At 63.4% G+C, this 26,908-nt stretch carries 31 protein-coding genes, 1 pseudogene and 1 riboswitch; of the genes and pseudogenes, 14 read left to right on the forward strand and 18 right to left on the reverse strand.

What is annotated here, in order from left to right:
* Positions 1-23: 23 nt before the first annotated feature.
* A complete protein-coding gene (locus tag C7G61_RS33720; RefSeq protein WP_108522017.1) occupies positions 24-317 on the forward strand; it encodes a DUF4282 domain-containing protein in 294 nt (97 codons plus the stop codon).
* A 114-nt stretch (positions 318-431) separates the two neighbouring features.
* Here C7G61_RS33720 and ychF read toward each other — a convergent pair whose 3' ends face one another.
* From ychF to C7G61_RS33745, 4 genes are all read right to left on the reverse strand, one after another.
* Positions 432-1,529, reverse strand: coding sequence for a redox-regulated ATPase YchF (gene ychF / locus C7G61_RS33730; protein ID WP_108522018.1), 1,098 nt, complete (start codon positions 1,527-1,529; stop codon positions 432-434).
* 108 nt (positions 1,530-1,637) lie between these two features.
* Positions 1,638-2,252, reverse strand: a complete 615-nt coding sequence (gene pth, locus C7G61_RS33735; RefSeq protein ID WP_108522019.1) for an aminoacyl-tRNA hydrolase — start codon at positions 2,250-2,252, stop codon at positions 1,638-1,640.
* 21 nt (positions 2,253-2,273) lie between these two features.
* Complete coding sequence (locus tag C7G61_RS33740; RefSeq protein ID WP_108522020.1) at positions 2,274-2,996, reverse strand: 50S ribosomal protein L25/general stress protein Ctc; 723 nt, start codon at positions 2,994-2,996, stop codon at positions 2,274-2,276.
* A 288-nt stretch (positions 2,997-3,284) separates the two neighbouring features.
* Positions 3,285-3,566 carry an accessory factor UbiK family protein gene (locus C7G61_RS33745; protein WP_108522078.1) on the reverse strand — a complete coding sequence of 94 codons (282 nt, stop codon included), beginning with the start codon at positions 3,564-3,566 and terminating at the stop codon, positions 3,285-3,287.
* 194 nt (positions 3,567-3,760) lie between these two features.
* Here C7G61_RS33745 and C7G61_RS33750 point away from each other — a divergent pair, with 194 nt between their 5' ends.
* The 4 genes from C7G61_RS33750 to pgeF are packed head-to-tail and all read left to right on the forward strand — an operon-like array spanning position 3,761 to position 7,253.
* Positions 3,761-4,495, forward strand: a complete 735-nt coding sequence (locus C7G61_RS33750; RefSeq protein WP_108522021.1) for a dienelactone hydrolase family protein — start codon at positions 3,761-3,763, stop codon at positions 4,493-4,495.
* 12 nt (positions 4,496-4,507) lie between these two features.
* Positions 4,508-5,353: a prolipoprotein diacylglyceryl transferase gene (gene lgt / locus C7G61_RS33755; protein WP_108522022.1), complete on the forward strand. Its 846-nt coding sequence runs from the start codon at positions 4,508-4,510 to the stop codon at positions 5,351-5,353.
* Positions 5,354-5,361: 8 nt separating this feature from the next.
* The gene (locus tag C7G61_RS33760) at positions 5,362-6,489 is read left to right on the forward strand and encodes a class I SAM-dependent methyltransferase (protein ID WP_108522023.1); all 1,128 of its coding nucleotides are present in this window, start codon (positions 5,362-5,364) and stop codon (positions 6,487-6,489) included.
* A complete protein-coding gene (pgeF, locus tag C7G61_RS33765; protein WP_108522024.1) occupies positions 6,486-7,253 on the forward strand; it encodes a peptidoglycan editing factor PgeF in 768 nt (255 codons plus the stop codon). Before C7G61_RS33760 ends, pgeF begins: the two co-directional genes overlap by 4 nt.
* 2 nt (positions 7,254-7,255) lie before the next feature.
* Here the strand turns inward: pgeF and C7G61_RS33770 are convergent, their stop codons facing one another.
* The 4 genes from C7G61_RS33770 to C7G61_RS44145 form a co-directional block, all read right to left on the reverse strand.
* Entirely contained in the window at positions 7,256-8,209 is a 954-nt protein-coding gene (locus C7G61_RS33770; RefSeq protein WP_108522025.1) for a PDR/VanB family oxidoreductase, read from the reverse strand.
* Positions 8,209-8,727: an MOSC domain-containing protein gene (locus tag C7G61_RS33775; RefSeq protein WP_108522026.1), complete on the reverse strand. Its 519-nt coding sequence runs from the start codon at positions 8,725-8,727 to the stop codon at positions 8,209-8,211. Before C7G61_RS33775 ends, C7G61_RS33770 begins: the two co-directional genes overlap by 1 nt.
* Positions 8,727-10,040, reverse strand: coding sequence for an MFS transporter (locus tag C7G61_RS33780; protein WP_108522027.1), 1,314 nt, complete (start codon positions 10,038-10,040; stop codon positions 8,727-8,729). The genes C7G61_RS33775 and C7G61_RS33780 overlap by 1 nt, the downstream gene beginning before the upstream one ends.
* A 235-nt stretch (positions 10,041-10,275) precedes the next feature.
* Positions 10,276-10,455: a hypothetical protein gene (locus C7G61_RS44145; protein ID WP_145963735.1), complete on the reverse strand. Its 180-nt coding sequence runs from the start codon at positions 10,453-10,455 to the stop codon at positions 10,276-10,278.
* 77 nt (positions 10,456-10,532) lie between these two features.
* Here C7G61_RS44145 and C7G61_RS33785 point away from each other — a divergent pair, with 77 nt between their 5' ends.
* On the forward strand, positions 10,533-11,135 hold the full coding sequence (locus tag C7G61_RS33785; RefSeq protein WP_108522028.1) for a helix-turn-helix domain-containing protein: 603 nt from the start codon (positions 10,533-10,535) through the stop codon (positions 11,133-11,135).
* Positions 11,136-11,193: 58 nt separating this feature from the next.
* Here C7G61_RS33785 and C7G61_RS33790 read toward each other — a convergent pair.
* Positions 11,194-11,316: pseudogene (locus C7G61_RS33790) on the reverse strand (zinc-binding dehydrogenase); the annotation flags it as partial.
* Positions 11,317-11,500: 184 nt separating this feature from the next.
* Between C7G61_RS33790 and C7G61_RS33795 the strand changes: the two are divergent.
* Together C7G61_RS33795 and C7G61_RS33800 are read left to right on the forward strand one after the other, a co-directional pair.
* Positions 11,501-12,118, forward strand: coding sequence for a hypothetical protein (locus C7G61_RS33795; protein WP_108522030.1), 618 nt, complete (start codon positions 11,501-11,503; stop codon positions 12,116-12,118).
* Positions 12,119-12,288: 170 nt separating this feature from the next.
* A complete protein-coding gene (locus tag C7G61_RS33800) occupies positions 12,289-13,242 on the forward strand; it encodes a ribose-phosphate pyrophosphokinase (RefSeq protein ID WP_190242091.1) in 954 nt (317 codons plus the stop codon).
* A 106-nt stretch (positions 13,243-13,348) separates the two neighbouring features.
* Here the strand turns inward: C7G61_RS33800 and C7G61_RS33805 are convergent, their stop codons facing one another.
* Both C7G61_RS33805 and C7G61_RS33810 read right to left on the reverse strand, forming a co-directional pair.
* Positions 13,349-14,164, reverse strand: coding sequence for an SDR family NAD(P)-dependent oxidoreductase (locus C7G61_RS33805; RefSeq protein ID WP_108522032.1), 816 nt, complete (start codon positions 14,162-14,164; stop codon positions 13,349-13,351).
* An 84-nt stretch (positions 14,165-14,248) separates the two neighbouring features.
* Positions 14,249-14,833, reverse strand: coding sequence for a 6,7-dimethyl-8-ribityllumazine synthase (locus C7G61_RS33810; RefSeq protein WP_108522033.1), 585 nt, complete (start codon positions 14,831-14,833; stop codon positions 14,249-14,251).
* A gap of 78 nt (positions 14,834-14,911) precedes the next feature.
* A riboswitch (FMN riboswitch) is annotated at positions 14,912-15,064 on the reverse strand.
* 187 nt (positions 15,065-15,251) lie between these two features.
* Between C7G61_RS33810 and C7G61_RS33815 the strand changes: the two genes are divergently transcribed.
* From C7G61_RS33815 to proC, 4 genes are all read left to right on the forward strand, one after another.
* A complete protein-coding gene (locus C7G61_RS33815) occupies positions 15,252-16,232 on the forward strand; it encodes a Bug family tripartite tricarboxylate transporter substrate binding protein (protein ID WP_108522034.1) in 981 nt (326 codons plus the stop codon).
* 248 nt (positions 16,233-16,480) lie between these two features.
* Positions 16,481-18,103 (forward strand): glycosyltransferase family 87 protein, encoded by a 1,623-nt coding sequence (locus C7G61_RS33820; RefSeq protein ID WP_244608587.1) that lies wholly within the window; start codon positions 16,481-16,483, stop codon positions 18,101-18,103.
* 372 nt (positions 18,104-18,475) lie between these two features.
* Positions 18,476-18,976, forward strand: coding sequence for a type III secretion system chaperone family protein (locus C7G61_RS33825; protein ID WP_108522035.1), 501 nt, complete (start codon positions 18,476-18,478; stop codon positions 18,974-18,976).
* Positions 18,977-19,159: 183 nt separating this feature from the next.
* The gene (gene proC / locus C7G61_RS33830) at positions 19,160-19,993 is read left to right on the forward strand and encodes a pyrroline-5-carboxylate reductase (protein WP_108522036.1); all 834 of its coding nucleotides are present in this window, start codon (positions 19,160-19,162) and stop codon (positions 19,991-19,993) included.
* A gap of 23 nt (positions 19,994-20,016) precedes the next feature.
* Here proC and C7G61_RS33835 read toward each other — a convergent pair whose 3' ends face one another.
* From C7G61_RS33835 to C7G61_RS33850, 4 genes are all read right to left on the reverse strand, one after another.
* The gene (locus tag C7G61_RS33835) at positions 20,017-20,412 is read right to left on the reverse strand and encodes a thioesterase family protein (RefSeq protein ID WP_108522037.1); all 396 of its coding nucleotides are present in this window, start codon (positions 20,410-20,412) and stop codon (positions 20,017-20,019) included.
* A 187-nt stretch (positions 20,413-20,599) separates the two neighbouring features.
* On the reverse strand, positions 20,600-20,812 hold the full coding sequence (locus C7G61_RS33840) for a tautomerase family protein (protein WP_108522038.1): 213 nt from the start codon (positions 20,810-20,812) through the stop codon (positions 20,600-20,602).
* Between the two features lie 124 nt (positions 20,813-20,936).
* On the reverse strand, positions 20,937-22,430 hold the full coding sequence (hisS, locus tag C7G61_RS33845) for a histidine--tRNA ligase (protein ID WP_420836812.1): 1,494 nt from the start codon (positions 22,428-22,430) through the stop codon (positions 20,937-20,939).
* Between the two features lie 119 nt (positions 22,431-22,549).
* A complete protein-coding gene (locus C7G61_RS33850) occupies positions 22,550-22,975 on the reverse strand; it encodes a YegJ family protein (RefSeq protein WP_244608588.1) in 426 nt (141 codons plus the stop codon).
* Positions 22,976-23,198: 223 nt separating this feature from the next.
* Here C7G61_RS33850 and C7G61_RS33855 point away from each other — a divergent pair, with 223 nt between their 5' ends.
* Complete coding sequence (locus C7G61_RS33855) at positions 23,199-23,417, forward strand: hypothetical protein (protein WP_108522041.1); 219 nt, start codon at positions 23,199-23,201, stop codon at positions 23,415-23,417.
* 27 nt (positions 23,418-23,444) lie between these two features.
* Here the strand turns inward: C7G61_RS33855 and C7G61_RS33860 are convergent, their stop codons facing one another.
* The 3 genes from C7G61_RS33860 to C7G61_RS33870 form a co-directional block, all read right to left on the reverse strand.
* On the reverse strand, positions 23,445-23,690 hold the full coding sequence (locus C7G61_RS33860) for a hypothetical protein (protein ID WP_244608589.1): 246 nt from the start codon (positions 23,688-23,690) through the stop codon (positions 23,445-23,447).
* Between the two features lie 202 nt (positions 23,691-23,892).
* A complete protein-coding gene (locus tag C7G61_RS33865; RefSeq protein ID WP_108522042.1) occupies positions 23,893-24,783 on the reverse strand; it encodes a branched-chain amino acid aminotransferase in 891 nt (296 codons plus the stop codon).
* A 128-nt stretch (positions 24,784-24,911) separates the two neighbouring features.
* Complete coding sequence (locus tag C7G61_RS33870; protein WP_108522043.1) at positions 24,912-25,988, reverse strand: branched-chain amino acid aminotransferase; 1,077 nt, start codon at positions 25,986-25,988, stop codon at positions 24,912-24,914.
* Between the two features lie 350 nt (positions 25,989-26,338).
* Between C7G61_RS33870 and C7G61_RS33875 the strand changes: the two genes are divergently transcribed.
* Positions 26,339-26,890, forward strand: coding sequence for a MarR family winged helix-turn-helix transcriptional regulator (locus tag C7G61_RS33875; RefSeq protein ID WP_108522044.1), 552 nt, complete (start codon positions 26,339-26,341; stop codon positions 26,888-26,890).
* Positions 26,891-26,908 lie beyond the last annotated feature (18 nt).

A 26,908-nucleotide genomic window follows, 5' to 3' on the forward strand; every position in this document is an offset into this window, starting at 1 on the left:
TTTGACTCGCCGGAGAACCATCGATGCTCGATTTTCAGGATCTGTTTCAGTGGGACCGCTTCATCACGCCCACGATCATCAAGACTTTCTACTGGCTGGTCATCGGCTTGATCGTTCTGTTCGGCCTGTCCGGGATCTTCTCGGCGCTTGCCGCGATGGCGATCAGCCCGTTCGGCGGATTCATCCTGCTGTTGTCCTCGATCGCCGGTATCGTGGTCGGCGTGGTGTTTTCGCGCATCGCCGCGGAATTCATCCTGATCGTCTTCCGCATCAACGAGCATCTCGGCGCAATCCGCGATCAGGGGCAGATGCGCTGAGGTCGTCATTCCGGGGCGATGCGCAGCATCGAACTACGGTGCGCAATCGCGCACCTGAGAATCTCGAGATTCCGGGTCTGGTGCTTACGCACCATCCCGGAATGACCACACTAATCAGTTATTAAACCTGAAATGCATCACGTCGCCGTCGGCGACGACATATTCCTTGCCTTCCAGCCGCAGCTTGCCGGCGTCGCGGGCGCCGGCTTCGCCGTTCAGCGCGACATAGTCGGCAAAGGCGATGGTCTCGGCCCGGATAAAGCCCTTCTCGAAATCGGTATGGATCACGCCGGCCGACGCGGGCGCCTTGGTGCCGCGGTGGATGGTCCACGCGCGGGCCTCCTTTGGGCCCACGGTGAAATAGGTGATGAGGTCCAGCAACTGGTAGCCGGCGCGAATCAGGCGGTCGAGGCCGGCCTCTTCAAGACCAAGCGTCTCGAGAAAATCGGCGCGCTCCTCGCGTGACAGGGTCGCGATTTCGGATTCGATCTTGGCCGAGATCACCACCGCGACCGCGCCTTCCTTCTGTGCGTGCTCGAACACCTGTTTTGAGAAGCTGTTGCCGTCCTTGGCCGAACCTTCCTCGACATTGCAGACATAGAGCACCGGCTTCGACGTCAGGAGGCCCAGCATGCCGAAGGCGCGCTCTTCCTCCGGCTTGCGCTCCAGAAACCGCGCCGGCCTGCCGTCGCGCAGCAGCACCAATGCGCGGTTGACGAGGTCGAGCGCTTCCTTGGCGTCCTTGTCGTTGCCCTTGGCCTTCTTGGCGAGATTGTCGACGCGCTTTTCAAGGCTGTCGAGGTCGGCGAGCATCAGTTCGGTTTCGATGGTCTCGATGTCGGCCAATGGCGCGATCTTGCCTTCGACATGGGTAATGTCGGAATCCTCGAAACACCGCACCACATGCGCGACCGCGTCGACCTCGCGAATGGTGGCGAGGAACTGGTTGCCGAGGCCTTCGCCCTTCGAGGCGCCGCGAACGAGGCCCGCAATATCGACGAAGGTCAATCGCGTCGGGATGATCTGCGCGGAGCCTGCGATCGCCGACAGCTTGTCCAACCGAGGATCAGGCACGGCGACCTCGCCGACATTCGGCTCGATGGTGCAGAACGGATAATTCGCCGCCTGCGCCGCTGCCGTCTCGGTCAGCGCGTTGAACAGCGTCGACTTGCCGACATTGGGCAGGCCAACGATACCGCATTTGAATCCCATTTCGTCCTCGATCGGTGTTCGTCATGCCCGACCTTGTGCCGGCATCCACGTCCTTCAGCGTCAAAGGCGTGGATGGCCGGGACAAGCCCGGCCATGACGGTGGAGAGGTCACGCCGGCTTTTCGCCGTTGTCCTCATTTGACGGAAAAAATCCCTTGGCCTGCAGCGCCAGATGAACCTTGTTCTGGAACGTCGAATCCTTACCCGTTGCCAGCAAGCCGGCATTCTCGGCCACCGCTTCGCACAGCGCTTCCACCCAGGGGCGGTCGCTCTTGGCGAAATCCGATAGCACGTGGCTGTGCACCAGATCCTTGACGCCGGGATGACCGATCCCGAGCCGCACCCGGCGATAGTCGTTGCCGATATGCGAGGAGATCGAGCGTAGCCCGTTATGACCGGCGATGCCGCCGCCGATCTTGACGCGCACTTTCGCCGCCGGCAGTTCGAGTTCGTCCTGAAACACGGTGATGTCGCCGGCGGACAGCTTGAAGAAGTTCGCGGCTTCCTGAACCGCGCGCCCGGATTCGTTCATGTAGGTGGTCGGCCGCAGCAGAACGACCTTCTCGCGATCGAGCGTGCCCTCGGAAGTCTCGCCCTGAAAACGGCGGCGCCACGGTGCGAAACCGTGACGCCGCGCAATTTCATCGACGGCCATGAACCCGATGTTGTGCCGGTTGTTCGCGTATTTCGAACCGGGGTTACCGAGACCGACAAACAGGCGCATGACGCGGCATCCTGCCGCTGCTTACTTCTTCTTGTCGCCACCAGCCGGCGCTTTCGCGCCAGCTGCCGGAGCCGCAGCACCCGCCGCAGGCGCAGCAGCAGCCGGCGCCGCAGCACCTGCCGCCGGGGCAGCCGTGCCTGAAGCCGCAGCAGCCGCAGCAGCCTTCTGTTCTTCGGCGTAGCCGGACGGCGGCACAATGGTCACCAGCGTCGCGTCCTCACGCGACAGCGCCTTCACGCCGGTCGGCAGCTTGATGTCCGAGAGATGCAGCGAGTAGCTGATTTCGAGCGCGCCGGCATCGGCTTCGAGGTATTGCGGGATGTTATCGACCGAGCATTCGAGGTCGACGGTGTGGGTGACGATGTTGATGGTACCGCCGCGCTTGACGCCGGGCGAGGTTTCGCCGTTCACGACGTGCAGAGGAACGCTGACGCGGATGGTCGCGCCTTCACCGAGCCGCATGAAATCGACATGCACCGGGAAGTCCTTCACCGGATCGAGGTGGAAGTCGCGCGGAATCACGCGGTGCTTCTTGCCCTCGAGATCGATGTCGAACAGCGTGGTCAGGAAACGGCCGGCCAGGATGCGCTGGCGCAGTTCCTTGTCGTCGACCGAAATGGTCACGGGGGGCTGGTTGTTGCCATAGATCACTCCGGGCACTCTCCCGGCGCGACGCTCTGCCCGGGCGGCCCCCTTGCCGCTCTGCGGACGCGCGGTCGCCTTCAATTCCTTGACGGTCGCCATCGTGTTAAGTCCTTGTTTTCTAAAAAGTTAAAGGCCGCATCGCGGCCCGCTGGCGTCCCACAGCAAGCCTCCAGGGGTGCGGGGGCTGCGGACGTGGCGGGCTTTTAGCCCCAAAGGGACGAAATGACAAGGAAATGAAGGGATTTTTTGGCGGGTTTGGGGGCCCGTAGCCCGGATGGAGCGCAGCGAAATCCGGGAACACCCTATCCGCTGAGAAACTGCCCCGGATTGCGCTGCGCTCCATCCGGGCTACCGGGCTACGGGGTAAATCCCCCTACCCGTCGGTCTTCAGACTGCGCTGGCATCTGGTGCTGCCGGCGAAATGCCGAGCTTGGCTTCCAGCGCCGCGATCCGGCTCTTGAGGGCCTCGTTCTCCTCGCGCGCCAGGCGGGCCATGTCCTTGACCGCGTCGAACTCCTCGCGCTTGACGAGGTCGAGGTCGCGCAGGATGCGTTCGGCCTGGTTGCGCATGACCGTATCGACCTCGCGCTTGACGCCCTGGGCGGCGCCGGCGGCGTCGTTCATCAAACGGCCGATCTCGTCGAAAAACCGATTGCTGGTCTGGGTCATCTGAAAACGCTCCGGTCGCTGCAAATTGATCGTCACGACAAGACAATGGCAATCCCCAGAGCGGGGTTCAAGGGCAAGGTTCAAGTGCGCGGTTCAAGACTGACGGCCGTTCGCCTTGTCATGCCCGCCTTTCCTTGCAATCGTATCGAAACGTCCAGCCAGCCCCCAGAATCACAAAGCAAGAAGAAACGCCCATGATCGACCAGCAGATCGATATTGCGACCAAGGACGGCAAGACCACGACCTTCATCAGCCATCCCGAGCGCGGCGGGCCGTTTCCGGTCATCATCTTCTACATGGATGCGCCGGCGATCCGCGAGGAACTGCGCGACATGGCGCGGCGGCTCGGCACCTCGGGCTATTACATGATGCTGCCCAATATGTATTACCGCTCCGGCGTCATGGAGCTGGGACCGATCCCGCCGGATCCGGAAGCGCCCGAGCGCAAGCGGATGTTCGGCTTCATGAACTCGATCAACATTCCCATGGTGATGGAAGACACCAAGGCGCTGCTCGCCTATGCCGAGACGCAACAAGCAGCGAACACGAAAATCGTCGGCACCGTCGGCTACTGCATGAGCGGCCGCTACGCGGTCAACGCGGCGACGCATTTTCCGGATCGTGTGAGGGCGGCGGCTTCGATCTACGGCACCCATCTTGCGACCGACCAGCCCGACAGCCCGCATCTGGCCGCCTCGAAGACCAAGGCCGAACTCTATTTCGCCTGCGCCGAGACCGACATCTATGCGCCGCAGGAGATTATCGACAAGGTCGCGGCCGGCATGAAGGGATCGAACAACGAGGTCGAGATCTACCCCGGCACCCATCACGGTTTTGCCTTCCCGAAACGTCCGGTCTACCACCGCGACGCCGCCGAACGGCACTGGGAGCGGCTGCTGGCGCTCTATCGCCGTAACCTCGTGCCGTAGGCATCGCACCAGATGCCCTTTCTCACCATCACCTTTCCGGCAATCGATCCCGTCGCCATCTCGATCGGACCGCTCGCGATCCGATGGTATGCGCTGGCCTATATCAGCGGCATCGTGATCGGATGGATATATGCGCGCGCGCTGATCGGAAGCGAGAAATTGTGGGGCGGGCCGGCGCCGATCGCGCCCGTGCAACTCGACGACTTCATTCTCTGGGTCACCCTCGGCATCATCCTCGGCGGCCGTACCGGCTACGTGCTGTTCTACAACCTTCCCCACTTCATCGAGCATCCCGCCGCCATTCTCAAATTATGGGAGGGCGGCATGTCCTTTCACGGCGGCTTTCTCGGCTGCGTCGCCGCGGTGATGCTGTTTGCGCTCAAGAACAATATCCCCATCCTGTCGCTTGGCGACATCACGACCGCGGTCGCTCCGGTCGGAATATTGCTCGGACGCCTCGCCAACTTCATCAAAGGCGAGTTGTGGGGGCGGGAGGCGGATGCCAGCGTGCCCTGGAGAATGGTCTTTCCCGATGACGCGAAACAACTTTTCCGCCATCCAAGCCAGCTCTACGAAGCGGCGCTTGAGGGTATCCTGCTGTTTGCGATCCTGGCGATCATGGTCCGGATGGGCGCGTTGAAGCGGCCGGGCCTGATCCTCGGCAGCTTCATCACGATCTACGCGCTTGCGCGCATTACCAGCGAATTCTTCCGCGAACCCGATCCCCAGCTTGGATTTTTGTGGGGTGGGCTGACCATGGGTATGCTTTTGTCGGTACCCATGATCATTGCCGGGGCCATCCTGATCATGAAGGCATGGCGCCGCAAGGCGCCGGAGCATATACAGAAGTCGAGTTAAGGCAGGCCGTGACCGAATTCTCGCCGTTGCAGTCGGAGATCCACAAGCTGATCCGATCGTCAGGACCGATGCCGGTCTGGCGGTACATGGAATTGTGCCTGATGCATCCCGAGCACGGCTATTACGTGTCGCGCGATCCATTGGGCCGCGAGGGCGATTTCACCACCGCGCCCGAGGTCAGCCAGATGTTCGGCGAACTGCTCGGTCTGTGGACGGCCTCGGTATGGAAGGCAATCGGGTCGCCGCCGATGCTGCGGCTGGTCGAACTCGGTCCCGGCCGCGGCACCATGATGGCGGACGCGCTCCGCGCGATCCGGGTGCTGCCGCCGCTCTATCAATCGCTCCACATCGATCTCGTCGAGGTCAATCCGGTCCTGCGCGAAAAACAGCGGGCGACGCTATCCGGCGCGCGCAACATCAGCTGGCATGACAGTATCGACGACGTGCCGGAGGGCCCCGCGGTCATTCTCGCCAACGAATATTTCGACGTGCTGCCGATCCACCAGGTGGTCAAGCGCGAGACCGGCTGGCACGAGCGCGTGGTTGACCTCGATCCCGATGGCAAGCTGGTATTCGCGGCCTCGGCCGATCCGATGCCACGCTTCGAGGTGTTGCTGCCGCCGCTGGTGCGCGCGGCCCCTGTCGGTGCCGTGTTCGAATGGCGGCCGGACAACGAAATGATGAAGATCGCGACGCGGGTGCGCGACCAGGACGGCGCGGCGCTGATCATCGATTACGGCCATCTGCGCAGCGACGCCGGCGACACCTTCCAGGCAATCGCCCGCCACAGCTTTGCCGATCCCCTGAGGAATCCCGGCCAGGCCGACGTCACCGCCCATGTCGATTTCCAGGCGCTGGCGCGCGCGGCGGAAGATGTCGGCGCGCGCGTTCACGGCCCGGTGACGCAGGGCGAATTCCTCAAGCGGCTCGGTATCGAGACGCGGGCCGTCACGCTAATGGGAAAAACCACGCCGGAAGTTTCCGCCGATATTTCCGCCGCGCTGAAGCGCCTGACCGACAGCGGCCGCGGCGGCATGGGATCGATGTTCAAGGTGCTTGCGGTCACCGAACCCAATCTCACCATGGTCGCGGGCCTCAGCGACGAACCGCCGGCGCCTGGAGACGAAACAGCATGACGTTCGGATCGTCGCTGCTCGCAGCCATTCCCGGGCTGCGCCACGCCTTCTTCACCCGCGAGGGCGGGATATCCAGCGGAATCTACCAGGGTCTCAATGGCGGCCTCGGCTCCAACGACGATCCGGCCAGTGTCGCGGAAAATCGCCGCCGGATGGCCGAGCAGATGGGTGTTGCGCCCGAGCGCTTGCTCAGCGCGCACCAGATCCATTCACCCGACGTCGTGGTGGCGACCGGACCATGGCAGGGCGACAAGCCGCGCGCCGACGCGCTCGTCACCCGCACGGAAGGCATCGCCATCGGCGTCACCGCCGCGGATTGCGGCCCGATCCTGTTCGCCGACGCCAGCGCGCGCGTGATCGGCGCGGCGCATGCCGGCTGGAAGGGCGCGCTGACGGGCGTGCTGGAATCGACCATCGAGGCGATGGAGAAACTCGGCGCCGACCGCTCCGGCATCGTCGCCGCCATCGGCCCGCTGATCCGCCAGCACTCCTATGAAGTCGGCAGCGAATTCGTCGAGCGTTTTCTGGACGCTGACGCGGAGAATGCCGTCTTCTTCATCCCCTCGGCTCGATCAGGCCATGCCATGTTCGATCTCGCCGGCTTCATCCGCATGCGGCTGGAGAATGCCGGCGTGCTGATGATCGACGATATCGGCGTCGATACCTATTCCGACGAGCGATTCTACAGCTACCGCCGCTCGGTGCACCGGAAAGAACCGGACTACGGCCGCCACGTCCACGCGATTGCGCTGGCGCGCGAGTAGCGTCAGAGGTCCAGAACCAGGCGCACGCCCGCCGATCCGGCGACGCAGACCATCAGGCTGCGGGCGCGCTCGGCCGGCGATAGCACGCGGTCGCGATGCACGGGGCTACCCTCGAGCCAGTCCACCTTGCACGCGCCGCATATGCCGCCGCAGCACGATGCCGGAATGTCGATGCCGAGATCGAGAAGTGCGGCGAGCATGGTTTGTCCGGGCTCGACGCGAGTTTCGATCTGCGAGCGCGCCAGCGCAAGCGTGTACGGCCGTGAATTGGGATCAGCCGGCAATGCCGGCGGCACGAAGCGCTCGACATGGACGCGCTCACCCGGCCAGTCACGCGAAGCCCGCTCGAAGTCGTCGATCATGCCGGCGGGGCCGCAACATCCGATCGCCGTTTTGGGCGCCGGCAGGCCGATCAGTGCGGCAAGATCCGGCCGTCCGGCTGTAGCCGTATCGTGCAGGATCGCATGCCCGCTTTGCACGAATGGCGCCACCAGGCGCGCCAGCGGCGGCTCGCCGCGCGTCAGCAGGTGCAGCGTGAAGTCCGGCCGCCCGATCCGCAGCAGCAACGCTGCCGCCGACAAGAACGGCGTGATGCCGATGCCGCCCGCGACGAAGATGAAGCGGGAGATCGCCGCGTCCAAAACCAATCCGCCGCGCGGCAGCGAAACGCCGATCACGTCGCCGACCCTGACCTGATCGTGCAGCTTCGCCGAGCCGCCGCGCCCGGCCGGCTCGCGCTTGACGGCCACGCGATAGCATTTGTTGTCGGCGGGGTCGTTGCACAGCGAATAGGTTCGAACCATTCCGCCGGGCAGACGCAAATCGATATGCGCACCGGCGCGAAAGGGCGGCAGCTCCCAGCAGTCGGGATCGACCAGTGAGAACAATTTGACGTCCGGCCCGGCGTCCTCGATGGACTCGACGATCGTCGTGATCGTCGTGATCGGAACAGCCATCACTGGAAATTCCGCACGGCGTCGCCGGTGCGCACGATCCCGCCCTTGAGGATCTTGCAGTTGAGCCCGGATCGGTTGATCAGCGGATCGAAAATCGCCTTGCCGGTGATCTCCTCGATGTGCCGGCAAGGGATCGACAGCCGCGTCGCTTCCAGCAGCGTTTCCCCGAGCCAGAAGCGACGTCCGACCAGATGGGTGAGCGGCACGCCTTCGACGGTGACGTTGCGCCGGTGTTCCTCAGGTCCGAGCTCGATACTGGCGTCGCGCTTTAGCGCCACCAGCGTTTCGAACTCGAACAGTGTCACCTGCCGTCCCTCTTCGGGCTTGTGCGAATAAAAGCCCGCTTCTCGGCCGATCATGTAGCGATCGCCCTCGATGCCCTTGCCTTCGACCAGCTTGATCTCACGCATCTCGCGCATCGGCAGGAAGGCACGCGGCGTAACATGGAGGTGGCGGACGACGCCGGTCCAGCCCGGCACAACCGCGCCGCGGTCGGATGTCTGGATGGTATCGAGCATCAGGTCAGCTCCTTGTTGGCCGTTTCCGGTGCAACGAATGTCGCGACCGCGGTGATCAGCGCGCAGGCGATCAGGAACAGCGAGACCGGCCAGGTGGCGCCGCCGGCCCAGGTCATCAGTGACGCTGCGATCAGCGGGCTCAGTCCGCCGCTCAAGGCCGCACCGACCTGGAAGCCGAGCGAGGCGCCGGTATAGCGCAGCCGTGCGGTAAACAGTTCGGAATACCAGGGCGCCCCGATGCCGAACATCACCATCTGGCCAAAGCTGATCGCGACCACGATGGTCAGGATCACGATCGTCGGATCGCGGGTGTCGAGCAGCCAGAACAGCGGGAATGCGAATAGTGCCGAGAACAGACAGCTGGCATAGAACATCGTCTTGCGGCCGAGCTTGTCCGACATCCACCCAAACAGGGGAATCGAGAACAGCGCGACAAACGACGCAATGAATGCGCCGTTGAGGATCAGCCCGCGCGATAGTCCGAGACGCGAGGTTGCATACGACATCACGAAGACGCCGGCGATACTGGCATAGGCGATCTCCGAGATCTTCAGGCACACCGCGGTGAAGAACGGGCGGCGATGATATTTGAAGACGTCGAGGACCGGCATCCTTGCGACCTCGTTCCTCGCCTTGAGCTGACGGAAGGCCGGCGTCTCTTCCATGCGCAGCCGTATCCAAAGGCCGACGCCGACCAGGAGCACGGAGATCAGGAACGGAATGCGCCATCCCCACGCCATGAATTCGCTCTCCGGCAGCTGCGACACCAGCGCGAACATGCCGATCGCCGCCAGGTTTCCGATGGGATTGCCGACCTGAACCATGCTGCCGAACAATCCGCGCCGGTGCTTCGGCGCGTTCTCGACGACCATCAGCACAGCGCCGCCCCACTCGCCGCCGAGGCCGATGCCTTGCAGGAAGCGCAACACGACCAGCAACACCGGAGCCGCGACGCCGATCTGCTGATAGGTCGGCAACAAACCGATCAGGAAAGTGCCGAGCCCCATGACGATGATCGTAACGGCGAGCATCGCCTTGCGGCCGACCTTGTCGCCGAAATGGCCGAAGATCGCAGCACCCAGCGGCCGGGCCAGGAAGCCGACGGCATAGGTGCCGAAGGCGGCAATGGTCGCCAGCGCCGGATCGCCGGCGGCGAAAAACACCTTGTTGAATACCAGCGCGGTCGCGGCACCGTAGATCAGGAAGTCGTACCACTCGACGGCGGTGCCGATCACGCTCGACCACACGATACGCCGCAGATTTGCGGCGTCGTCCGGGACGCTAGCGGTGGAGAATCCTTCTGCAACGGTCATCGGGTCGCTCCTTGAAAAGACATGTTCAGTTTCAGGCGCAGTTTTCCGTTCCGCATCGCGGCTCCCCGCGGCGCAGTTCGGTCGTCTCAGGAATTTTCGCTGGTTGGTTCAGCCGCCCCAGCGTGGACGTCGGCGCTCGGGGTACGGCCGCAACCGCCGCGATCTCCACGCTGGAAAAAGCTGCAGCATAAGATCGGCCCTTCGAACCTCCGTGCGTGCTCGAAAGCGACCATGTTTACTTATAGAAATCAACGTCGCGAAAAGCGGCATTTGGCGAGGAAGTCGGCAAAAGGCAGGTAATGCTAAATAAATAGCCTAAAATGGCGGATTTTCGCACATCTTTGCCTATATTTTCCCGGCCCTTGCTGTAAATTCCTGCAATGCAAATGTTTACTGATAGGACGATATCCGCCATCCCGCTTTCGTTGTATGCGTATCGGTGCCTGATGCCCGGAGCCGCATCAGCTGGACGATCCTGGAAGGAGATCCGCTTTGCTTGACGTCAGCAGGACCGCCGGAGTGGGTCTCAATCTGCGCAGATTGCGCGCGGCCAAGGGACTGACGCTGGACCGGCTCGCCAGCATGAGCGAGCTCACGCGCGGCTATATCTCGTTGGTCGAGCGCGGTCTGAAGGCGCCGTCGATTGCGGCGCTGCTTCGCATGGCCGCGGCACTGGACGTCAACGTCGCTTATTTCTTCGATCCGAAATCGAGCGCCGCGCCGCGCTACACCGTCCACCGGCATCAGGAAGAAGGTGCCGATCCCATGAAGAATGGATCGTTCGGACTGATGGCTTTGGCAGCCGCGCGTCCGCACAAGAGCATGGAGCCGTTTCTGTTCATGCCACCGTTCAAGTCGTCGCGGAATTCGGCCGCCGCAAACGAGACGATTCAACGGGCGTTCCATTCCGGCGAGGAGATGCTGTTCGTCGTCAGCGGGCGGGTCGCGATCGAGCTCGATGGTGAAGAGCTCAAGCTCGAAAAGGGCGATTGCCTGTATTTCTCCGGGGAGATGCCGCACCAGGTGCACAGCCTGGGCCGGCAAAAGGCGGAAGTCCTTGTGGTTATTGCGGCTGGCCGGACCGAGCCAGGTTAAAGGCAGACCGTGATATCGCTGCGCGTTGCCGACGCGGAGAATGGCAAGCGACTGATTCCTACCGCACCTTCAAGACCACCTTGCCCCGCGCCCGGCCGGCCTCAAGATAGGTCAGCGCATCGGGCAACTGCTCGAACGCGAATTCGCGATCGATCACCGGCCTGATCGCGCCGCCTTCCAGGCGGACATGGTCGGCGATCGCGCCATAGCCGTCGAGGACGAATGCTCGCATGGATCATCCTGCCGGGTTGAAAGATTCTGGCGACAACAAGGTGAACGGGGGCGAGCTCGACGCAATCTTTTTGGCGGGCCGGTACACCCGCTGCCCTAGACCTTAACACATTTTAACGATATCGCAGGGAGCAATGAACGACACCGTTCCAGCTTCGTGCCTGCAAGCGCCGCGCGCCATGATCGCGGCAGTGCTGCTTGTCGTCGCCTCGGCGCTCGGCGGCTGTGCCGGCGGAGGCGCAGCCAGCGGCTCGTATGCGATGGTTTCGACGGGCAGCGGCCCGACCGTGGCGTTCGAATCGATCGACGGTCCGCCGCCGCAGGTGTTCGACCGGATGGTCAGCGTGCTCGACAGCGAATCGAAGCTGCGCAACCTGTTGATCGTCTCCCGCGAGGGCGGGGCTTCCTACCGCGTGCGCGGCTATCTCTCGGCGCAGGTGGTGCGCGGCAAGACCGTGATCGCCTGGGTCTGGGACGTCTACGACAACAACCAGCAGCGCGCGCTGCGGCTTTCCGGCGAAGAAGCGGCCGGCAAGGCCGGACGCGACGCCTGGGCGGCGGCCGACGACCTCGTATTGCGCAAGATTGCGCAGGCCGGCCTCAGCGGTCTGTCAGGTATGATTAACGGAATTCCGGATGCCGCGCCGGCCCCGGCCCCCGAGCGCCGCGGTCCCGCAGTCGCGAGTGTGGAAAGCGCCGTACCCGCGCAGGATGCGCTCGCCGTCACCTCGCTCAGCTACAGCGCCCAATAGGCGCCCCCGTAAAAGTCACGTATTTGCCGTTTTTTGACCGGGAAAACCGGGCCGACGGGTTGCCAGCCAAGCCACCCGCCTGATATCTCCTCGCCCATCAAAAGCGCCGGTTCCGAGGATTTCTCGATATGCTGAACGTCGTATCCAGCAAGGCGCGAGGAGAAGCGTTGATGGCGGCCAAAAACGGCTCGATCAAGCTGGTCGCCGGCAATTCCAACCCGGCGCTGGCGCAGGCCATCGCCGAAGGGCTGAACCTGCCGCTGACCAAGGCCAGCGTCCGCCGCTTTGCCGACAACGAAATCTTCGTCGAGGTGCTCGAGAACGTGCGCGGCTCGGACGCGTTTATCATCCAGTCGACGTCGTTTCCGGCCAACGACCACCTGATGGAACTCCTGATTATCACCGATGCGCTGCGCCGGTCGTCCGCCCGCCGCATCACCGCAGTGATCCCCTATTTCGGCTACGCCCGACAGGACCGCAAGGTCGGCTCGCGCGCACCTATTTCGGCCAAGCTGGTCGCCAACCTGATCACGCATGCCGGCATCGATCGCGTCATGACGCTCGACCTGCATGCCGGCCAGATCCAGGGCTTCTTCGACATCCCGACCGACAATCTCTACGCTTCGCCGCTGATGGTGCGCGATATCAAGGAACGCTTCGACCTCGCCAACGTGATGGTGGTGTCGCCCGACGTCGGCGGTGTGGTACGCGCCCGCGGTCTCTCCAAGCGCATCAACGCGCCGCTCGCCATCATCGACAAGCGCCGCGAGCGCGCCGGCGAGTCCGAAGTCATGAACGTGATCGGCGACTGCGCCGGTTACACCTGCATCCTGATCGACGACATCGTGGATTCCGGCGGCACGCTGGTGAACGCGGCGGATGCGCTGCTCGCCAATGGCGCCAAGGATGTCTACGCCTACATCTCCCATGGTGTGCTGTCGGGCGGCGCGGCGGCGCGTATCGCCGGCTCGCGGCTGAAGGAACTCGTCATCACCGACTCCATCCTGCCGACCGAGGCGGTCACCAAGGCCGCCAACATCCGCACGCTGTCGATCGCGCCCCTGATCGCGGAAGCGATCAGCCGCACCGCGTCGGAAGAATCGGTGTCGAGCCTGTTCGACTGAGATGACGTCGTAGGATGGGTAGAGCGCAGCGAAACCCATCATCTCTCCGCGCAATGAATTGATGGGTTTCGCTTCGCTCTACCCATCCTACGCGCCGCCGCGCGCCTCACTCAAATCCCGGCCGCGGCACCAGGTTCATCAGCATGTTGGCGTAGCCACCGTCGACCATGATCTCGTCGCCGTTGACATAGGACGCGCGGTCGCTGGCGAGGAACAGGATCGCATCGGCGATGTCCTGCGGCATGCCGACCCGCCGCATCGGCACTACCGCGGCGCGCCGCTCGGTGACCCCAGGCGTATCGTAAAAGGCCTGGCTCATCGGCGTGATCACCATGCCGGGGCTGACGACGTTGCTGCGAATGCCATGCGGACCCCATTCGTTGGCGAGTTGCCGCGACAGCATGATCACGCCGGCCTTGCTGACGCTGTAGGCTCCGCTCTGCCCCTGCGCATTGCTGCCAGCGATCGAAGCCACGTGAACCAGGCTGCCGCGACCGAGCGCGCGCATCTGCCGGCCGAAAACCTGCGCGCAGACGAAGTAGCCGGTCAGGTTGACCGACAGAACCGCGTTCCATTCGGCAAGCGACAACGAGTCGAGCGCGCCGGGCCGCAGCACGGCGGCGGTGTTGACCAGCACGTGACACCGCCCGAGCGATTTTTCGATTGTCGCGGACGCAGCGGTGACGCTCTCGACGTCAGTCGTATCGCAGCGAGCGATGACATGCTCGGCACCAAGCTTGCCGAGTTCTTCGCGCGTCACTTCAAGACCGCGCTCATCGAGATCGATCGCGGCGACGCGGGCGCCCGCCTGGGCGAGACTGACGGCGACGGCGCGGCCGATCCCGCCACCGCCACCCGTCACCACGCAGACTCGGCCTGACAGGCCGAGCCAATCGGAAGGGTCTTGTCCGGCATTGACCATCGATAACTCCAATTGACGCTGCATTCGTCATTGCGAGCAGCCAACGGGTCCGGCCTGTGGCCGACCCGTTGGCTCGCATTGACGTTACCCCACGATCCCCGCGGCCACCTGGCCGCGCAGCCGTTCCAGACTGTGCAGCGTGTTGGCGCAGGCTTCCGCGACCTCGATGCCCTTGATGACGAAATGCTTGCGGAAGAAGTCGTGATGCACGGCGCTGTCATGGAATTGCTGCGGTGTCAGCACCGCGGAGAAAACCGGCACCTCGGTTCTGAGCTGCACATCCATCAGCGCCTTGATCACGGTGTCGGCGACGAATTCGTGGCGGTAGATGCCGCCATCGACCACCAGCCCTGCGGCCACGATCGCGGTGTAGCGCCGCGTCTTGGCGAGCAGTTGCGCATGCAAGGGTATCTCGAACGAACCGGGCACCTCGAACAGATCGACCTGCGCGCGCGTTATATGGCGCGCCTCGATCTCTTCGAGGAATGCGATGCGGCACTCCTCGACGACGTCGCGGTGCCAGGACGACTGCACGAAGGCGATCCGCTGCGGCTTGACGAAACGCGGATGCGCCGGCGCCGGTGGACGCTCGGGCACGTCAGGGACGTGGCTCGCTTCAACAGTTTGGGCTGGGGATTGGACTTCAGGCTCTTGCAACATCTGATTCATGGCTTTCCTCTTTCAGGACCAGAATCAGGGCATACGGAACGACGTCAGCCCACGCGCAAACGCGCGAAGGCCGCCGCAAACCGTTCTCTTTCATCCGGACTGTAACCGTCGGCTTCGGATTCACACCGAATCTGCTGACCCTTCTTCTCGGGAGAGAAGAAGGCGCTCGCGGGCTTGGGCTACGTCACCCTTACCGCCGGTGGGGATTTTCACCCCGCCCTGAGAACATCGGCCGCCCGGAATGGACGACCTGCGTTGAGAATATGACCAACGCCGGGGAATCAGCAAGCACCTTTGGCATGGGGAAAAGGCATGTCCCCATGCCGCCGGAACAGGGCGCGCAAGCGTGATCCGCGGACGGCTTTGCTCAGGCCGCGGCAATTGGGATAGGCTTGCTGCCAACAGGGGGGCGCTCAGCATGAAATTTCTTCTTCGCCGGAATTTCCTCAAACTCGCCGGCGTACTCATCGCGGCGCCCGCCTTGCCGCGCCTTTCGTCCGCGCTCGATTATCCGACGCGGCCGACGAAAATCGTCGCCGGGTTCGCTGCCGGCGGCGGCGTCGACATCACCGCGCGCCTGATCGGTCAGTGGCTGGCCGACCATCTCGGGCAGCCCTTCGTGATCGAGAACCGCACCGGCGCCGGCGGCAATATCGGCACCGAGGCGGTCGTGAACGCCGCTCCCGACGGCTACACGCTGCTGCTGGCAACCGTCCCGAACGCGGTCAACGCCTCGCTCTACGAAAAACTGAACTTCAATTTTGTCCGCGACATCGCGCCGGTCGCGGGCGTCATCCACGTGCCGATGGTGGTGCTGGTCCACCCCTCAGTGCCTGCGCAGACGCTTCCCGAATTCATCGCTTACGCCAAAGCCAATCCCGGCAAGGTCAACATGGCCTCGGCGGGCAGCGGCAGCGCGCCGCACATGGCCGGCGAGCTGTTCAAGATGATGACCGGCGTCGACATGGTCCACGTCCCCTATCGCGGCCAGGGCCCAGCGCTGACGGATCTGCTCGGCGGCCAAGTGCAGATCCTGTTTGCCGCCGCGCCCGGCACCGCCGATCACATCAAGACCGGCAAGCTGCGCGCGCTCGCGGTGACCACGGCCGCGCGCATGGCGGAGCTGACGGAGATTCCGACCGTGGGCGATTTCGTGGGCGGCTATGAAGCCAGCCAGTGGTACGGTTTCGCCGCGCCGAAAAACACGCCGGCCGAGATCGTCGAGAAGCTCAACAAGGAAATCAATGCGGCAATCGCCGATCCCGGCATGAAGGCCAAGCTTGCCGCCATCGGCGGCGCGCCGATGCCGGGCTCACCGGCCGATTTCGGCAGGCTGATCGCCGACGAAACCGAGAAGTGGGGCAAGGTGGTCCGCACCGGCGGCCTCAAGCCGGAATAAAAGCCGCGGCGCTCCCGGCTACGTCCCGCGCGCACGCGCCAGCGCCACGCCCGGCAGACAGGCAAAGGCGCCATCGGCGGATTGATCTCGACGATGTTGCGATGGAGATGCGGACCGGCGTTAACGCACAATTTGCGAACAGGTCTGCGAGATCGGATGCGAGGCGATACATTCACGAATCCTTAAAAAGACGCGTCCTAGATGTGTCTTTCAACTCCGGTCATCCCAGCGATACAAACGAGGCAAGCGTGACACTCGCCACCGACGTTTCCCGCACGGATGCCGGAAGGCCCGCTGATCGGCCCTGGCAATGGCTCGCTTTTCAAACCAGGACCTTGGTACCGATCGTCATTGCGCTCGGCTCGCTCCTGGCCGGCGCGATCTACACCTGGTTTGTCGGCGAAGACGTCAACTGGGATTGGCTGAACTACCACGAGTACAATGTCTGGGCGGTCATCAACTACCGCTACGGCATTGACGCGTTGCCGGCCGGCTTTCAGACCTATTTCAATCCGGCCGTCTATTTCCCGGTTTATTATCTGCGCCATCTGCTGCCGCTGCCCTACGGCCTGATGATCATCGGCGCGGTGCACGGCCTCAATTTGCTGCTGATCTATTTTCTCGTCCGCGTCCTGCTGCGGGAAGCAGCGACGGCGAGCGCGATCGGCGCGTCGATCCTGATTGCCGCGGTCGGGCCGATGACGCTTTCGGAGGTCGGCACGAGCTTCTCCGACATTCTCACCGCGCTTCCGATTCTGGCCGGCTGTGTCCTGATCCTGTCGGCGGATGGATCGCATCACGGACGCTACGTTCTCGCAGGGCTGCTGATCGGCGCCGCCGTCGGGCTGAAATTGACCAATGCCGTCTATGCGCTCGGTGCGGCCGCCGCCGTGCTTGTCGCCAGCCGGCCGCTGCTGGCAACGCTCTGCCTCGGAGTTGGCGGCGCGGTCGGTGCGCTGGCGTCGGGTGGCGCGTGGGGGCTGATGCTGTGGCGCGAGCTGGGCAACCCGATTTTCCCGCTCTTCAACGCCGTATTCCAGTCCCGGGAATTGATGCCGACGAACATCATGGACTGGCAATTCCTGCCCCGCAGCATGCTGGACGCGCTGGCGTATCCCTTCTATTGGCTGGTCGGCGACAACAGGAGCTCGGAATATCCGTTCCGCGACGCGCGGTTTGCGGTTGCGACGGTGTTGATCGTGCTCGGCATCGGCCGAGGCCTTGTCACACGCACCGATATCTTCACGCGCCGCGATACTCAGTTCCTGTTGTTCTTCATCGTCTCCTATGCGGCATGGCTCGCCGTTTTTTCGATCCAGCGCTACGCGATCGTGCTGGAGCTGTTGTGCGCACCCTTGATCGTCCTGCTGATCCATCGCTGCATCGCCGCCACGACCGGCTCTGCCTCGCTCCGCGTATCTTCGGTGCGCATGAATGCGGTGATGCTTGCCGTAGCCTTGGCCATCGCGCTGTGGTCGCAACCGGGAGACTGGTTCCGCCGCCCCTGGTCCAATCCCTATAATCCGAGCATCTCAAAATCCCTTGAGCAGCCCGCTGTCTATCTTCTTCTCGACAAGCCGCTGGCCTATGTCGCCCCGCTTCTGCCATCACAATCGCGGTTCTATCAGATCGCCGACATTGCCTTGCCCATCATGCCCGACGGCAAGTTCGACCGCCGCATTCGCACCGCGTTGGAAAATCCGCTGCCGGGCGGCGCATGGGAATTGCACAGGCGCGGCAAGCCGATCCGCGAGCCATTGCTGGAGCAATATGGCATGCGCGTCGATGCTTCCCGGCCGTGCGTCGAAATCGAAGGCGCGGTGCTGGGGACAGCCATCGAGGTGTGTCCGCTGGTCGCGCGCGAGAAGTAGCCGCGGCGTTCCCGCCGGCCGTCCCCGTCGCGATACGAAATCAGGTCATTCCGGGAAAATTAAGAAAAAATTAACCATTGTGGCATTCCGGCCCGATTTCTCCGGCCGCCGGACTCCGCGGCGCTCGAATCCGATTCCGGTTTGTTCTCAAATTAATAATCATGGCCGCGATCTGCTGTGAACAACGCGGCTTTGGCCTGTGGACGGACTCAGGGGTCAGTTGCGCGGATTCCGCAAATCACATCACTTGAGCTTCGGCAGGCCCCGGGAGGATCAGCGATCGGGGGAATTGCAGCCGGCGCCGGCGCATCAGTTCAACGCGCCGTGCTCCGCGTGCGTATCAGAAGAATTCAAAAACAAGGTCGAGACGGCATGTCCCTCCTCGAAGGCATTATCGATTCCCGGAACAACCCGCTCGCGGCGGTCGAGGACATTGCCGCCGAGAACAACTGGGCGTTCGAGCGCTCCGGCGAAGACGAAGTCACCATCGTCTCCAAGGGCAGTTGGACCGACTATCAGCTCTCTTTCACCTGGATGGCGGAGATCGAGGCGCTGCACCTGGCTTCCGCCTTCGACATGAAGATTCCGCCTGCGCGCCGCGCCGAAGTGCAGCGGCTGATCGCGGCGATCAACGAGCAATTATGGGTCGGCCATTTCGACATCTGGACCCATACCGGCATGATCATGTACCGGCAGGCGCTGGTGCTGCCGGGCGGGCTGACCGCCTCGACCGCGCAATGCGAGGCCATGCTGGCCGGCGCCATCCACGCCTGCGAACGCTACTACCCCGCGTTCCAGTTCGTGGTCTGGGCCGGAAAGACCGCCGCGGAGGCGATGAGCGCGGCGATGTTCGATACCGAGGGCGAGGCGTAGCCTCGCCGCCTCCACACACGCCGCGTCGTCCCTGCGAATGCAGGGACCCATACTCCGTGACCGCTGGGCTCACGCAAACTGCTTGTAGCCCTTCCCGCGCTTCACTAGAACCGCCTGTGGTTATGGGTCCCTGCGCCCGTGCGCAATTGCGCACTAGGCAGGGACGACGAGGGAGTATGTCGCATGTCGTCGTCGGTCACCGCAGCTAATCCCCTCACCAACCTCAACGGCACCATCGCGCTCGCCGGCGCGGGCAAGATGGGCAGCGCGATGCTGACCGGCTGGCTGGCCGGCGGCCTCGACGCAAGCCGCGTCATCGTCGTCGAGCCCCTCCCGTCCGACGACATCAAGGCGCTCGCCGCCAAGGGCGTCCGTCTCAATCCGAACGACGCCGGCACCGCCGATACGCTGGTGGTCGCGGTGAAGCCGCAGATGTTCCGCGAAGCAGGGCCGGCGCTGAAGCAGCTCGTCGGACCGGACACGCTGGTCGTCTCGATCATGGCGGGCACGCCCATCGCTGCGCTGGAACAGGTCTGCGGCGGCATGGTGGTTCGCGCCATGCCGAACACGCCGGCCGCGATCGGCCGCGGCATCACGGTTGCCGTCGCGGCGAAGAATGTCAGCGCCGCGCAGCGCGCCACCGCCGATGCGCTGCTGCGCGCCACCGGCTCGGTCGAATGGGTCGACGATGAAGGCCTGATGGACGCGGTGACCGCTGTCTCCGGCTCCGGCCCGGCCTATGTGTTCCTGCTCGCCGAAGAACTGGCGCGCGCCGGTGTCGAGGCCGGTCTGCCGGCGGATCTCGCCACAAAACTCGCGCGCGAAACCGTCGCCGGCTCCGGCGAATTGCTGCATCGCTCGGAACAGGATTCCGCCACGCTGCGCCAGAACGTCACCTCGCCCGGCGGCACCACGGCGGCCGCGCTGGAAGTGCTGATGGGCCAGGACGGAATGCAGCCGCTGATGATCCGCGCCATCGCCGCGGCGACGAAGCGATCGAAGGAACTGGCGAAGTAGAAGTGCGTAGGGTGGGCAAGCAGCTACTTCGCACCCAGCCGCTTGGTAAACATCTCGACATTGACGAGGCCGCGGGCGTGGCGGCCGTCGCCGATCTTGCGCTCGCCCTCGAAGGCTTCGACCTCGAAGCGGATCACGCGGCGCTCCACTGCTGTGACTTTTCCCGTGACGCGCACCACAGCCCCAACCAGCGACGCGCCGAGATGGCGGATATCGACCTCGGTGCCGACCGTGATCCAGCCCGGCTGAAGATGGGCCCTGATGGCGTCGCTCGATGCCATCTCCATTTCCAAAATCATCATCGGCGTCGCGTAGACCATCGGCATATCAGGCACGAAATGCCCGACCGTGCGCTCGGCCGGCACGACCAGCGTCCGCTCGGCATTCATGCCGATCTTGATGAAGTCGCGTGCGTCCATGGATTGCTTCCCCTTCCCCTCTCCCCTTGTGGGAGAGGGTGGATCAATCGCGCGAAACGCGCGATTGAGACGGGTGAGGGGTCTTTCTCCGCGAGCGAATCTCTCTCACTGTATTCGCCGATGGAACCCCTCATCCGGCGGACTACGTCCGCCACCTTCTCCCACAAGGGGAGAAGGAAGAGACGCGCTACTTCTTCGCCGCAGCAGCAGCCGCCGCCCGTTCCACAAACGTCTTGCCGCCCTTCATCTTGTGGGCCAGCGGCGCTTCGTTGATCTGGATCACCACCGCGTCGGCATCGACGCCGAGGTTCTTGACCAGTGCCTGCGTGATGTCACGCATCATGCTGGCCTTCTGTTCGTCGGTGCGGCCGGCGGCCATGCTCACGGTAATCTCAGGCATTCTCGTCTCCTCGTTGCTTTTCTTCGCGCGATAGCCGAGCCCTTCCCGACCGTCCACGATCCCCCGTATCAAACAAGACGTGGATGCCCGGCACAAGGCCGGGCATGACGCCTGGAATGAATGGCTATCCCCACTTCACGTCATGGCGCGCCAGCACTTCGCGCACCTTTGCGACGATCTCGTCCTCACCGCAGGAAAACTGCGCCGGACGGGTCTCGCGCCATTCCTGGTTGGAGGCGATGGCGGCAGCGGCTTTCGCGCCCTCGATCAGGTCCTTGATCTGAATTTCGCCGCGCGCCTTTTCATCCGAGCCCTGGATGATCACGCAAGGCGAGTTGCGGCGGTCGGCATATTTGAGCTGGTTGCCCATGTTCTTGGGATTGCCGAGATAGAGTTCGGCACGGATCTTCGCATTGCGCAACTGCGCCACCATCTTCTGGTAATCGGCGACACGGTCGCGATCGAACACGGTGACAACCACAGGCCCGAAGTCCGGCCGGGTGTCGAGCTTGCCGAGCATCGTCAGCGCGGCCTGTAGCCGCGACACGCCGATGGAAAATCCCGTCGCCGGCACCGGCTCGCCGCGGAAGCGCGAGACGAGGCCATCATAGCGGCCACCGCCACCGACCGAGCCGAAGCGGACCGGGCGGCCTTTTTCGTCCTTGGTTTCGAGAGTGAGTTCGACCTCGTAGACGGGGCCAGTGTAATATTCGAGGCCACGGACGACGGAAGGATCGATGACGATCTGATCCGGCCCATAGCCCGATGCCGAAATAAGCTTGCTGATCGCGTCGAGTTCGTCGCGACCTTCCTGTCCGATCTTGCTGTCGCGCAGCCGCGCGTCGATCTGAGCGCCCTGTTCGATCGCACTGACGACCAGGGCAATGTCTTCCGCCTTGAGGCCCGCGCCCTTGGTGAAATCACCTGACTCGTCTTTGCGGCCATCACCCAGCAATTGCTGTACGCCGAAAATGCCGAGCCGATCGAGCTTGTCGATCGCGCGCATCACGGTCAGCCATTGTCCGTCATCGGCGATGCCGAGCGCATCGCGCACTCCATCGAGCACCTTGCGGTTATTCACCTTCACCAGATAACTGCCACGCGGAATGCCGAGCGCTTCCATCGTATCCGCCGCCATCATGCACATCTCGGCATCGGCCGCGGGCGAAGCGGAGCCCACCGTATCCGCGTCGAACTGCATGAACTGGCGGAAGCGGCCGGGGCCGGGCTTTTCGTTGCGGTAGACATAGCCGGCGCGGTAGCTGCGATACGGTTTTGGCAGCGCGTCGAAATTTTCCGCCACGTAACGCGCCAGCGGCGCAGTCAAATCGTAGCGCAGCGAGATCCACTGCTCGTCGTCGTCCTGGAACGAGAACACGCCCTCGTTCGGCCGGTCCTGGTCGGGCAGGAACTTTCCGAGCGCGTCGGTGAACTCCATCGCCGGCGTTTCCACCGGCTCAAAACCGTAGCGCTCGTAGACTTCGCGGATTTTCTCGACCATCTGGCGCGTGGCGGCAATCGCCGCCGGACCACGATCTTCCAGCCCGCGCGGCAAGCGGGCGCGGAGCTTCTGGGGTTTTTTGGGTTTTTCAGCCATGGGCGGCGTTGGTATCAGCATGTCCCTGACGGGGAAAGCCGCTTTTTGGCACCGCCGGCGGCAAAACTAGGGTGATCCCACGCACCTAACCCACCAGGCGGGCTTTGCCCAGAACGTCCCATTTGGCCTCGGGGCCCCCTTTAAGGCGATTCCATCCGCGCGCGAAGCGCGTCGGCGTCGGCCTTCGGCATTGATTTCAGCAGCGGCTTGATGGTCTCGCCACCGACGATCTTGCCGTTCCGCGTGAACATCCAGTCCGAGATGTCGGCCTCCTTGAACTCGGTCACGTCACCTGCCTTCTTGCCGGGCAGATCGCGCCGCGCGTTGGCGAACCTTCCCGAATAGCGGCCGTCCGCGGTCTTCTTCACCTCGGCGATCCAGATGTGCTCGCCATTATTCCTCGGATTCGGAAACCGCACCTTGAGGGAGTGACCGGTCTCCGACGGTTTTGGCGCGTCGTAGGAGGCCCAGAACGTCGGCAGCGTGGCCCGCCCCTTTGCGATCGCGGCATTCATCTCCGCGTCGCCGGAGCTAAGGTCGATCACCGGGGAACGGTCCTGGGCCATGACGGCCCCTGTCGGGGAGCCGAAAGCCGCGAGGGCCGCCGCAACGACAGCCGCCGCGACGCATTTGGAGCATATTGAGAGGGCTGAGGTCATTGTCACCATTTCACGCACCGAATTCTATCCGCAATCCGGGGAGTTGGTCGCACAAAGCCGCAGAAGAGTTCACGGTCCAGGAACCACACTTTGCGCGCCGAATTATTGTAGGTCTGCAAAGGAGAGATCTATGAGGAAGCTTATTACCGTAACCGCTCTTGCGCTCCTGTGCGGCTCGGCCTTTGCCCAGAACACCGGCCCCGCTCCGCAGACCGGCATGGAGAGGCCCGGAACGACGAGCGGCGCCAAGCCAGATGGTTCGATGGACACCACCGGCATGAGCGCAACCAAGGGCAATATCAAAAGGGACAAGGACGGTGCACCGGCCCCGAAGGACGAGAAGAAGTAAGCCGTTCGCTAACGTGGGCTGAGCGCATCAAGCTATACGTCGATGAGAATTTTGATGCATCAAGGCGTCAAGCTTCACAGGTTCGCCGGTATCTTGCCAGAACAGTTTTTGACTGAGGCTGCCCGCCACTATGAGGCGGTGGTGACCGCCGACCAGTGTACCGTCTTTCGTTGCCTTGGCGATGATCTCGCCGTCCTCGTTCACGATGTTTCTCATGTGCCCTCCGTGTTGCTCTTGTCCGCCCGTTTCTGAGCGCTCCAAGATCGTGGCCATGATGGCTTCGCATTTCGCCTGAAAATCAGCTCGCTCCGATCAGCTTGTGCAGCGGCGTCGCGGATGCTGCTATCGGCCGGGAATGCTTCATCAATCTTCGGCATCACCAACGCGGCCCGACCAGCCGAGTTCCTCTATCCAGTTCGACAACCATCCATCCCAAGGCAATGCCGGCGGGGAGAGGGGAAGAGAGATCCGGGCCTTAGGCAGCCGTGGCCTTGCCCTTGGGCTGCACTTCGGCGGTGTAGTCGGCCATCAACTGCTCGGAGATATTGCCGGGCGTGAACTTCCAATTCGCTATCTCGGAGACCGGCGTCACTTCGGCCGCGGTGCCGGTGATGAAGCACTCGGTGAAGCCGTCGAGTTCCTCCGGCATGATGCGGCGTTCGATCACCTCGATGCCGCGGCGCCCGGCGAGGTCGATCGCGGTGGCGCGGGTGATGCCGGCGAGGAAGCAGTCGGCAATCGGCGTGTGGATCTTGCCGTCCTTGATGAAGAAGATGTTGGCACCGGTGCATTCGGCGACCCGCCCCTGCCAGTCCAGCATCATGGCATCGGCATAACCCTGGCGCTCCGCCTTGTGCTTACTGATGGTGCAGATCATGTAGAGACCGGACGCCTTGGCCATCGCCGGAATCGTCGCCGGATCGGGCCGCCGGTATTCGGCCATGCCGATCCGGATGCCCTTCAGCTTCTCGGCCGGATCGAAATAGCTCGGCCAGTTCCAGGCGGCGACGGCGAGATGGATGGTGTTGGTCGGCGCCGAGACACCCATCATCTCCGAGCCGCGCCAGGCGATCGGGCGGAGATAGGCGTCGGGCAGATTGTTCTTGTCGATCACGAGTTGCTTGGCGGCGTCGATCTCGGCGACCGACCAGGGAATCTCGAAATCGAGGATGCTGGCCGAGTTCTTCAGCCGCTCGGAATGCGCGGTGCTCTTGAAGACCCTGCCGCCATAGGCGCGCTCGCCTTCGAACACGCAGCTCGCATAATGCAGGCCATGGGTGAGAATGTGCACGTTGGCGTCGGCCCACGGCACCAGCCTGCCGTCGTACCAGATGACGCCATCGATCTTGTCGAACGAAACTCCCATGGGCGCTCTCCCGGATTGGCGCTGCTTCAATTGGCCGCACATCAGCCCTCGCGCGGCTCGACGAGACGCGCGCACCCCCGGCGCTCAAGTGATCTGTCGCGGAAGCGGCGGAATAATTCCGCCGCCGGTCACAGGACCTTTCTGATCCAGTCGTGCGGGTCTTCAGCGCGACCGTACTGGATGTCGACCAGTTTCTTGCGCAGCCCCATGGCGACGGGGCCAGCCGCGCCGCCAGAGATCAGAAACTCGCCGCTCGCCGAACACACCTTGCCGATCGGCGAGATGACGGCCGCCGTGCCGCAGGCGAAGGCCTCTTTCAGCTTTCCGCTGGCGGCATCCGCACGCCACTGGTCGATCGTGTAGAGCTCTTCGCGCACGGGCGTGCCGGAATCCTTCGCCAGCGCGATGATCGAATCGCGGGTGATGCCCGGCAGGATGGTGCCGAGCGGCGGCGTCAGCAGCGAACCGTCGTCGAACACGAAGAAGACGTTCATGCCGCCGAGTTCCTCGATATAGCGGCGCTCGATCGCATCGAGGAAAACGACCTGATCGCAGCCGTGCTCGATGGCCTCGGCCTGCGCGCGCAGGCTCGCGGCGTAATTGCCGCCGCACTTGACGGCGCCGGTGCCGCCGATCGCGGCGCGCGTGTAGTTCTCCGACACCCAGATCGACACCGGCGCAGGTCCGCCCTTGAAATAGGAACCGACCGGCGAAGCGATGACGGCGAAGATGTATTCCGCGGACGGCTTCACGCCGAGGAAGACCTCGCTCGCGATCATGAAGGGCCGCAAATAGAGACTGCCCTCGCCGCCCGGGATCCAGGCGCTGTCGATGCGCACGACCTGCTCGACCGCTTCGATGAACAGAGCCTCTGGCACCGGCGCCATGGCCATGCGCTCCGCCGAGTTCCGGAAGCGCCTGGCATTGGCTTCGGGGCGGAACAGGTTCACGCCGTTGTCGCGCTTGTAGGCCTTGAGGCCTTCGAAAATCTCCTGCGCGTAGTGCAGGATGGCTGTGGCCGGATCGAGCGAGAAATTCGCGCGGGCTTCGACGCGCGCGTCATGCCAGCCCTTGGCCTGGTTGTAGCGGACGATCGCCATGTGATCGGTGAAAATCCGGCCGAAGCCCGGGTCCGCGAGCTTTGCCGTGCGCTCGTTCTCAGGCGTCGGATTCGCCGTCGGCTGGATTTCGAATTTCAAACTCATTCCCTTGCCCTTGCTTTCCGCTGCCGGAATCGGCGCGATTCTGGCGCCGGCCGGCCTCTCCGGGCCTGCTGGCTCAATAGGTCTGGACGTCACAGGCCTGGGCTTCACCCATCACCAGCCTTGCGGCCGGCTTCCGCCGCCGTCATGTCGGTTGAGGACATGCTTTTGCGGGATGACGAAGTCCAGTATGTTTGCCGAAATGCCGCTCGACAATCTCACGGTAGTTCATTTGCGGCCGTTGCTGCCATCGCTGACTTTTTCCGGCTGCCTGACACGTCGCCAGGTTCGAAACGACTTAAAGTTTCGTCGTGGCTAGTAGTTTTGTAACATTGAACCCAAGATATGTCAACATGACTGACATAAATTTCTCAAAGGGCCCGGCCACCCCCGATTCGCAAGGCGCCGCCGGCACGTCCCCTGCCCAGCGGGCGGGCGAAATGCGCTGGGACATCATCGAATTGTTGTTCTTTGCCTACCGCGACTTCGTCGGCGATGCCGACCATGAGCTCGAGGCTTTCGGGTTCGGCCGCGCCCATCACCGGGTGATGCATTTCGTCTACCGCTATCCCGGCCTCAAGGTCGCCGACCTGCTGGACGTGTTGCGGATCACCAAGCAATCGCTTGGCCGGGTACTCAAGCAGTTGCTCGACGAGGACTACATCATCCAGAAGACCGGCAATAACGACCGCCGGCAGCGCCTTCTTTACGCCACCCCCAAGGGCGAAGCCTTGGTGGCAAAGCTCGCAGGGCTGCAGACCGATCGCATCACCCGCGCGCTCCGGGACATCAACCCCGAAGGCGTCGCTGTTATCAGCCAGTTCCTGCGCGCGATGATCGATCGCGAAGACCCCGACAAGGTGCTCGAAGCGATCTTCGGGACCGGCAAGAAGCCAAGGGAGTGATCGTGGCGCAAGGAGCAA

This window comes from Bradyrhizobium algeriense (assembly GCF_003062295.1).
GTDB classification, from domain to species: domain Bacteria; phylum Pseudomonadota; class Alphaproteobacteria; order Rhizobiales; family Xanthobacteraceae; genus Bradyrhizobium; species Bradyrhizobium algeriense.

Coding starts and splice junctions, on each gene's coding strand:
- C7G61_RS33720 (WP_108522017.1), top strand. CDS start 24: ATGCTCGATTTTCAGGATCTGTTTCAGTGGGACCGCTTCATCACGCCC.
- ychF (WP_108522018.1), bottom strand. CDS start 1,529: ATGGGATTCAAATGCGGTATCGTTGGCCTGCCCAATGTCGGCAAGTCG.
- pth (WP_108522019.1), bottom strand. CDS start 2,252: ATGCGCCTGTTTGTCGGTCTCGGTAACCCCGGTTCGAAATACGCGAAC.
- C7G61_RS33740 (WP_108522020.1), bottom strand. CDS start 2,996: ATGGCGACCGTCAAGGAATTGAAGGCGACCGCGCGTCCGCAGAGCGGC.
- C7G61_RS33745 (WP_108522078.1), bottom strand. CDS start 3,566: ATGACCCAGACCAGCAATCGGTTTTTCGACGAGATCGGCCGTTTGATG.
- C7G61_RS33750 (WP_108522021.1), top strand. CDS start 3,761: ATGATCGACCAGCAGATCGATATTGCGACCAAGGACGGCAAGACCACG.
- lgt (WP_108522022.1), top strand. CDS start 4,508: ATGCCCTTTCTCACCATCACCTTTCCGGCAATCGATCCCGTCGCCATC.
- pgeF (WP_108522024.1), top strand. CDS start 6,486: ATGACGTTCGGATCGTCGCTGCTCGCAGCCATTCCCGGGCTGCGCCAC.
- C7G61_RS33770 (WP_108522025.1), bottom strand. CDS start 8,209: ATGGCTGTTCCGATCACGACGATCACGACGATCGTCGAGTCCATCGAG.
- C7G61_RS33775 (WP_108522026.1), bottom strand. CDS start 8,727: ATGCTCGATACCATCCAGACATCCGACCGCGGCGCGGTTGTGCCGGGC.
- C7G61_RS33780 (WP_108522027.1), bottom strand. CDS start 10,040: ATGACCGTTGCAGAAGGATTCTCCACCGCTAGCGTCCCGGACGACGCC.
- C7G61_RS44145 (WP_145963735.1), bottom strand. CDS start 10,455: ATGGCGGATATCGTCCTATCAGTAAACATTTGCATTGCAGGAATTTAC.
- C7G61_RS33795 (WP_108522030.1), top strand. CDS start 11,501: ATGAACGACACCGTTCCAGCTTCGTGCCTGCAAGCGCCGCGCGCCATG.
- C7G61_RS33800 (WP_190242091.1), top strand. CDS start 12,289: ATGGCGGCCAAAAACGGCTCGATCAAGCTGGTCGCCGGCAATTCCAAC.
- C7G61_RS33805 (WP_108522032.1), bottom strand. CDS start 14,164: ATGGTCAATGCCGGACAAGACCCTTCCGATTGGCTCGGCCTGTCAGGC.
- C7G61_RS33810 (WP_108522033.1), bottom strand. CDS start 14,833: ATGAATCAGATGTTGCAAGAGCCTGAAGTCCAATCCCCAGCCCAAACT.
- C7G61_RS33815 (WP_108522034.1), top strand. CDS start 15,252: ATGAAATTTCTTCTTCGCCGGAATTTCCTCAAACTCGCCGGCGTACTC.
- C7G61_RS33825 (WP_108522035.1), top strand. CDS start 18,476: ATGTCCCTCCTCGAAGGCATTATCGATTCCCGGAACAACCCGCTCGCG.
- proC (WP_108522036.1), top strand. CDS start 19,160: ATGTCGTCGTCGGTCACCGCAGCTAATCCCCTCACCAACCTCAACGGC.
- C7G61_RS33835 (WP_108522037.1), bottom strand. CDS start 20,412: ATGGACGCACGCGACTTCATCAAGATCGGCATGAATGCCGAGCGGACG.
- C7G61_RS33840 (WP_108522038.1), bottom strand. CDS start 20,812: ATGCCTGAGATTACCGTGAGCATGGCCGCCGGCCGCACCGACGAACAG.
- hisS (WP_420836812.1), bottom strand. CDS start 22,430: ATGCTGATACCAACGCCGCCCATGGCTGAAAAACCCAAAAAACCCCAG.
- C7G61_RS33850 (WP_244608588.1), bottom strand. CDS start 22,975: ATGGCCCAGGACCGTTCCCCGGTGATCGACCTTAGCTCCGGCGACGCG.
- C7G61_RS33855 (WP_108522041.1), top strand. CDS start 23,199: ATGAGGAAGCTTATTACCGTAACCGCTCTTGCGCTCCTGTGCGGCTCG.
- C7G61_RS33860 (WP_244608589.1), bottom strand. CDS start 23,690: ATGGCCACGATCTTGGAGCGCTCAGAAACGGGCGGACAAGAGCAACAC.
- C7G61_RS33865 (WP_108522042.1), bottom strand. CDS start 24,783: ATGGGAGTTTCGTTCGACAAGATCGATGGCGTCATCTGGTACGACGGC.
- C7G61_RS33870 (WP_108522043.1), bottom strand. CDS start 25,988: ATGAGTTTGAAATTCGAAATCCAGCCGACGGCGAATCCGACGCCTGAG.
- C7G61_RS33875 (WP_108522044.1), top strand. CDS start 26,339: ATGACTGACATAAATTTCTCAAAGGGCCCGGCCACCCCCGATTCGCAA.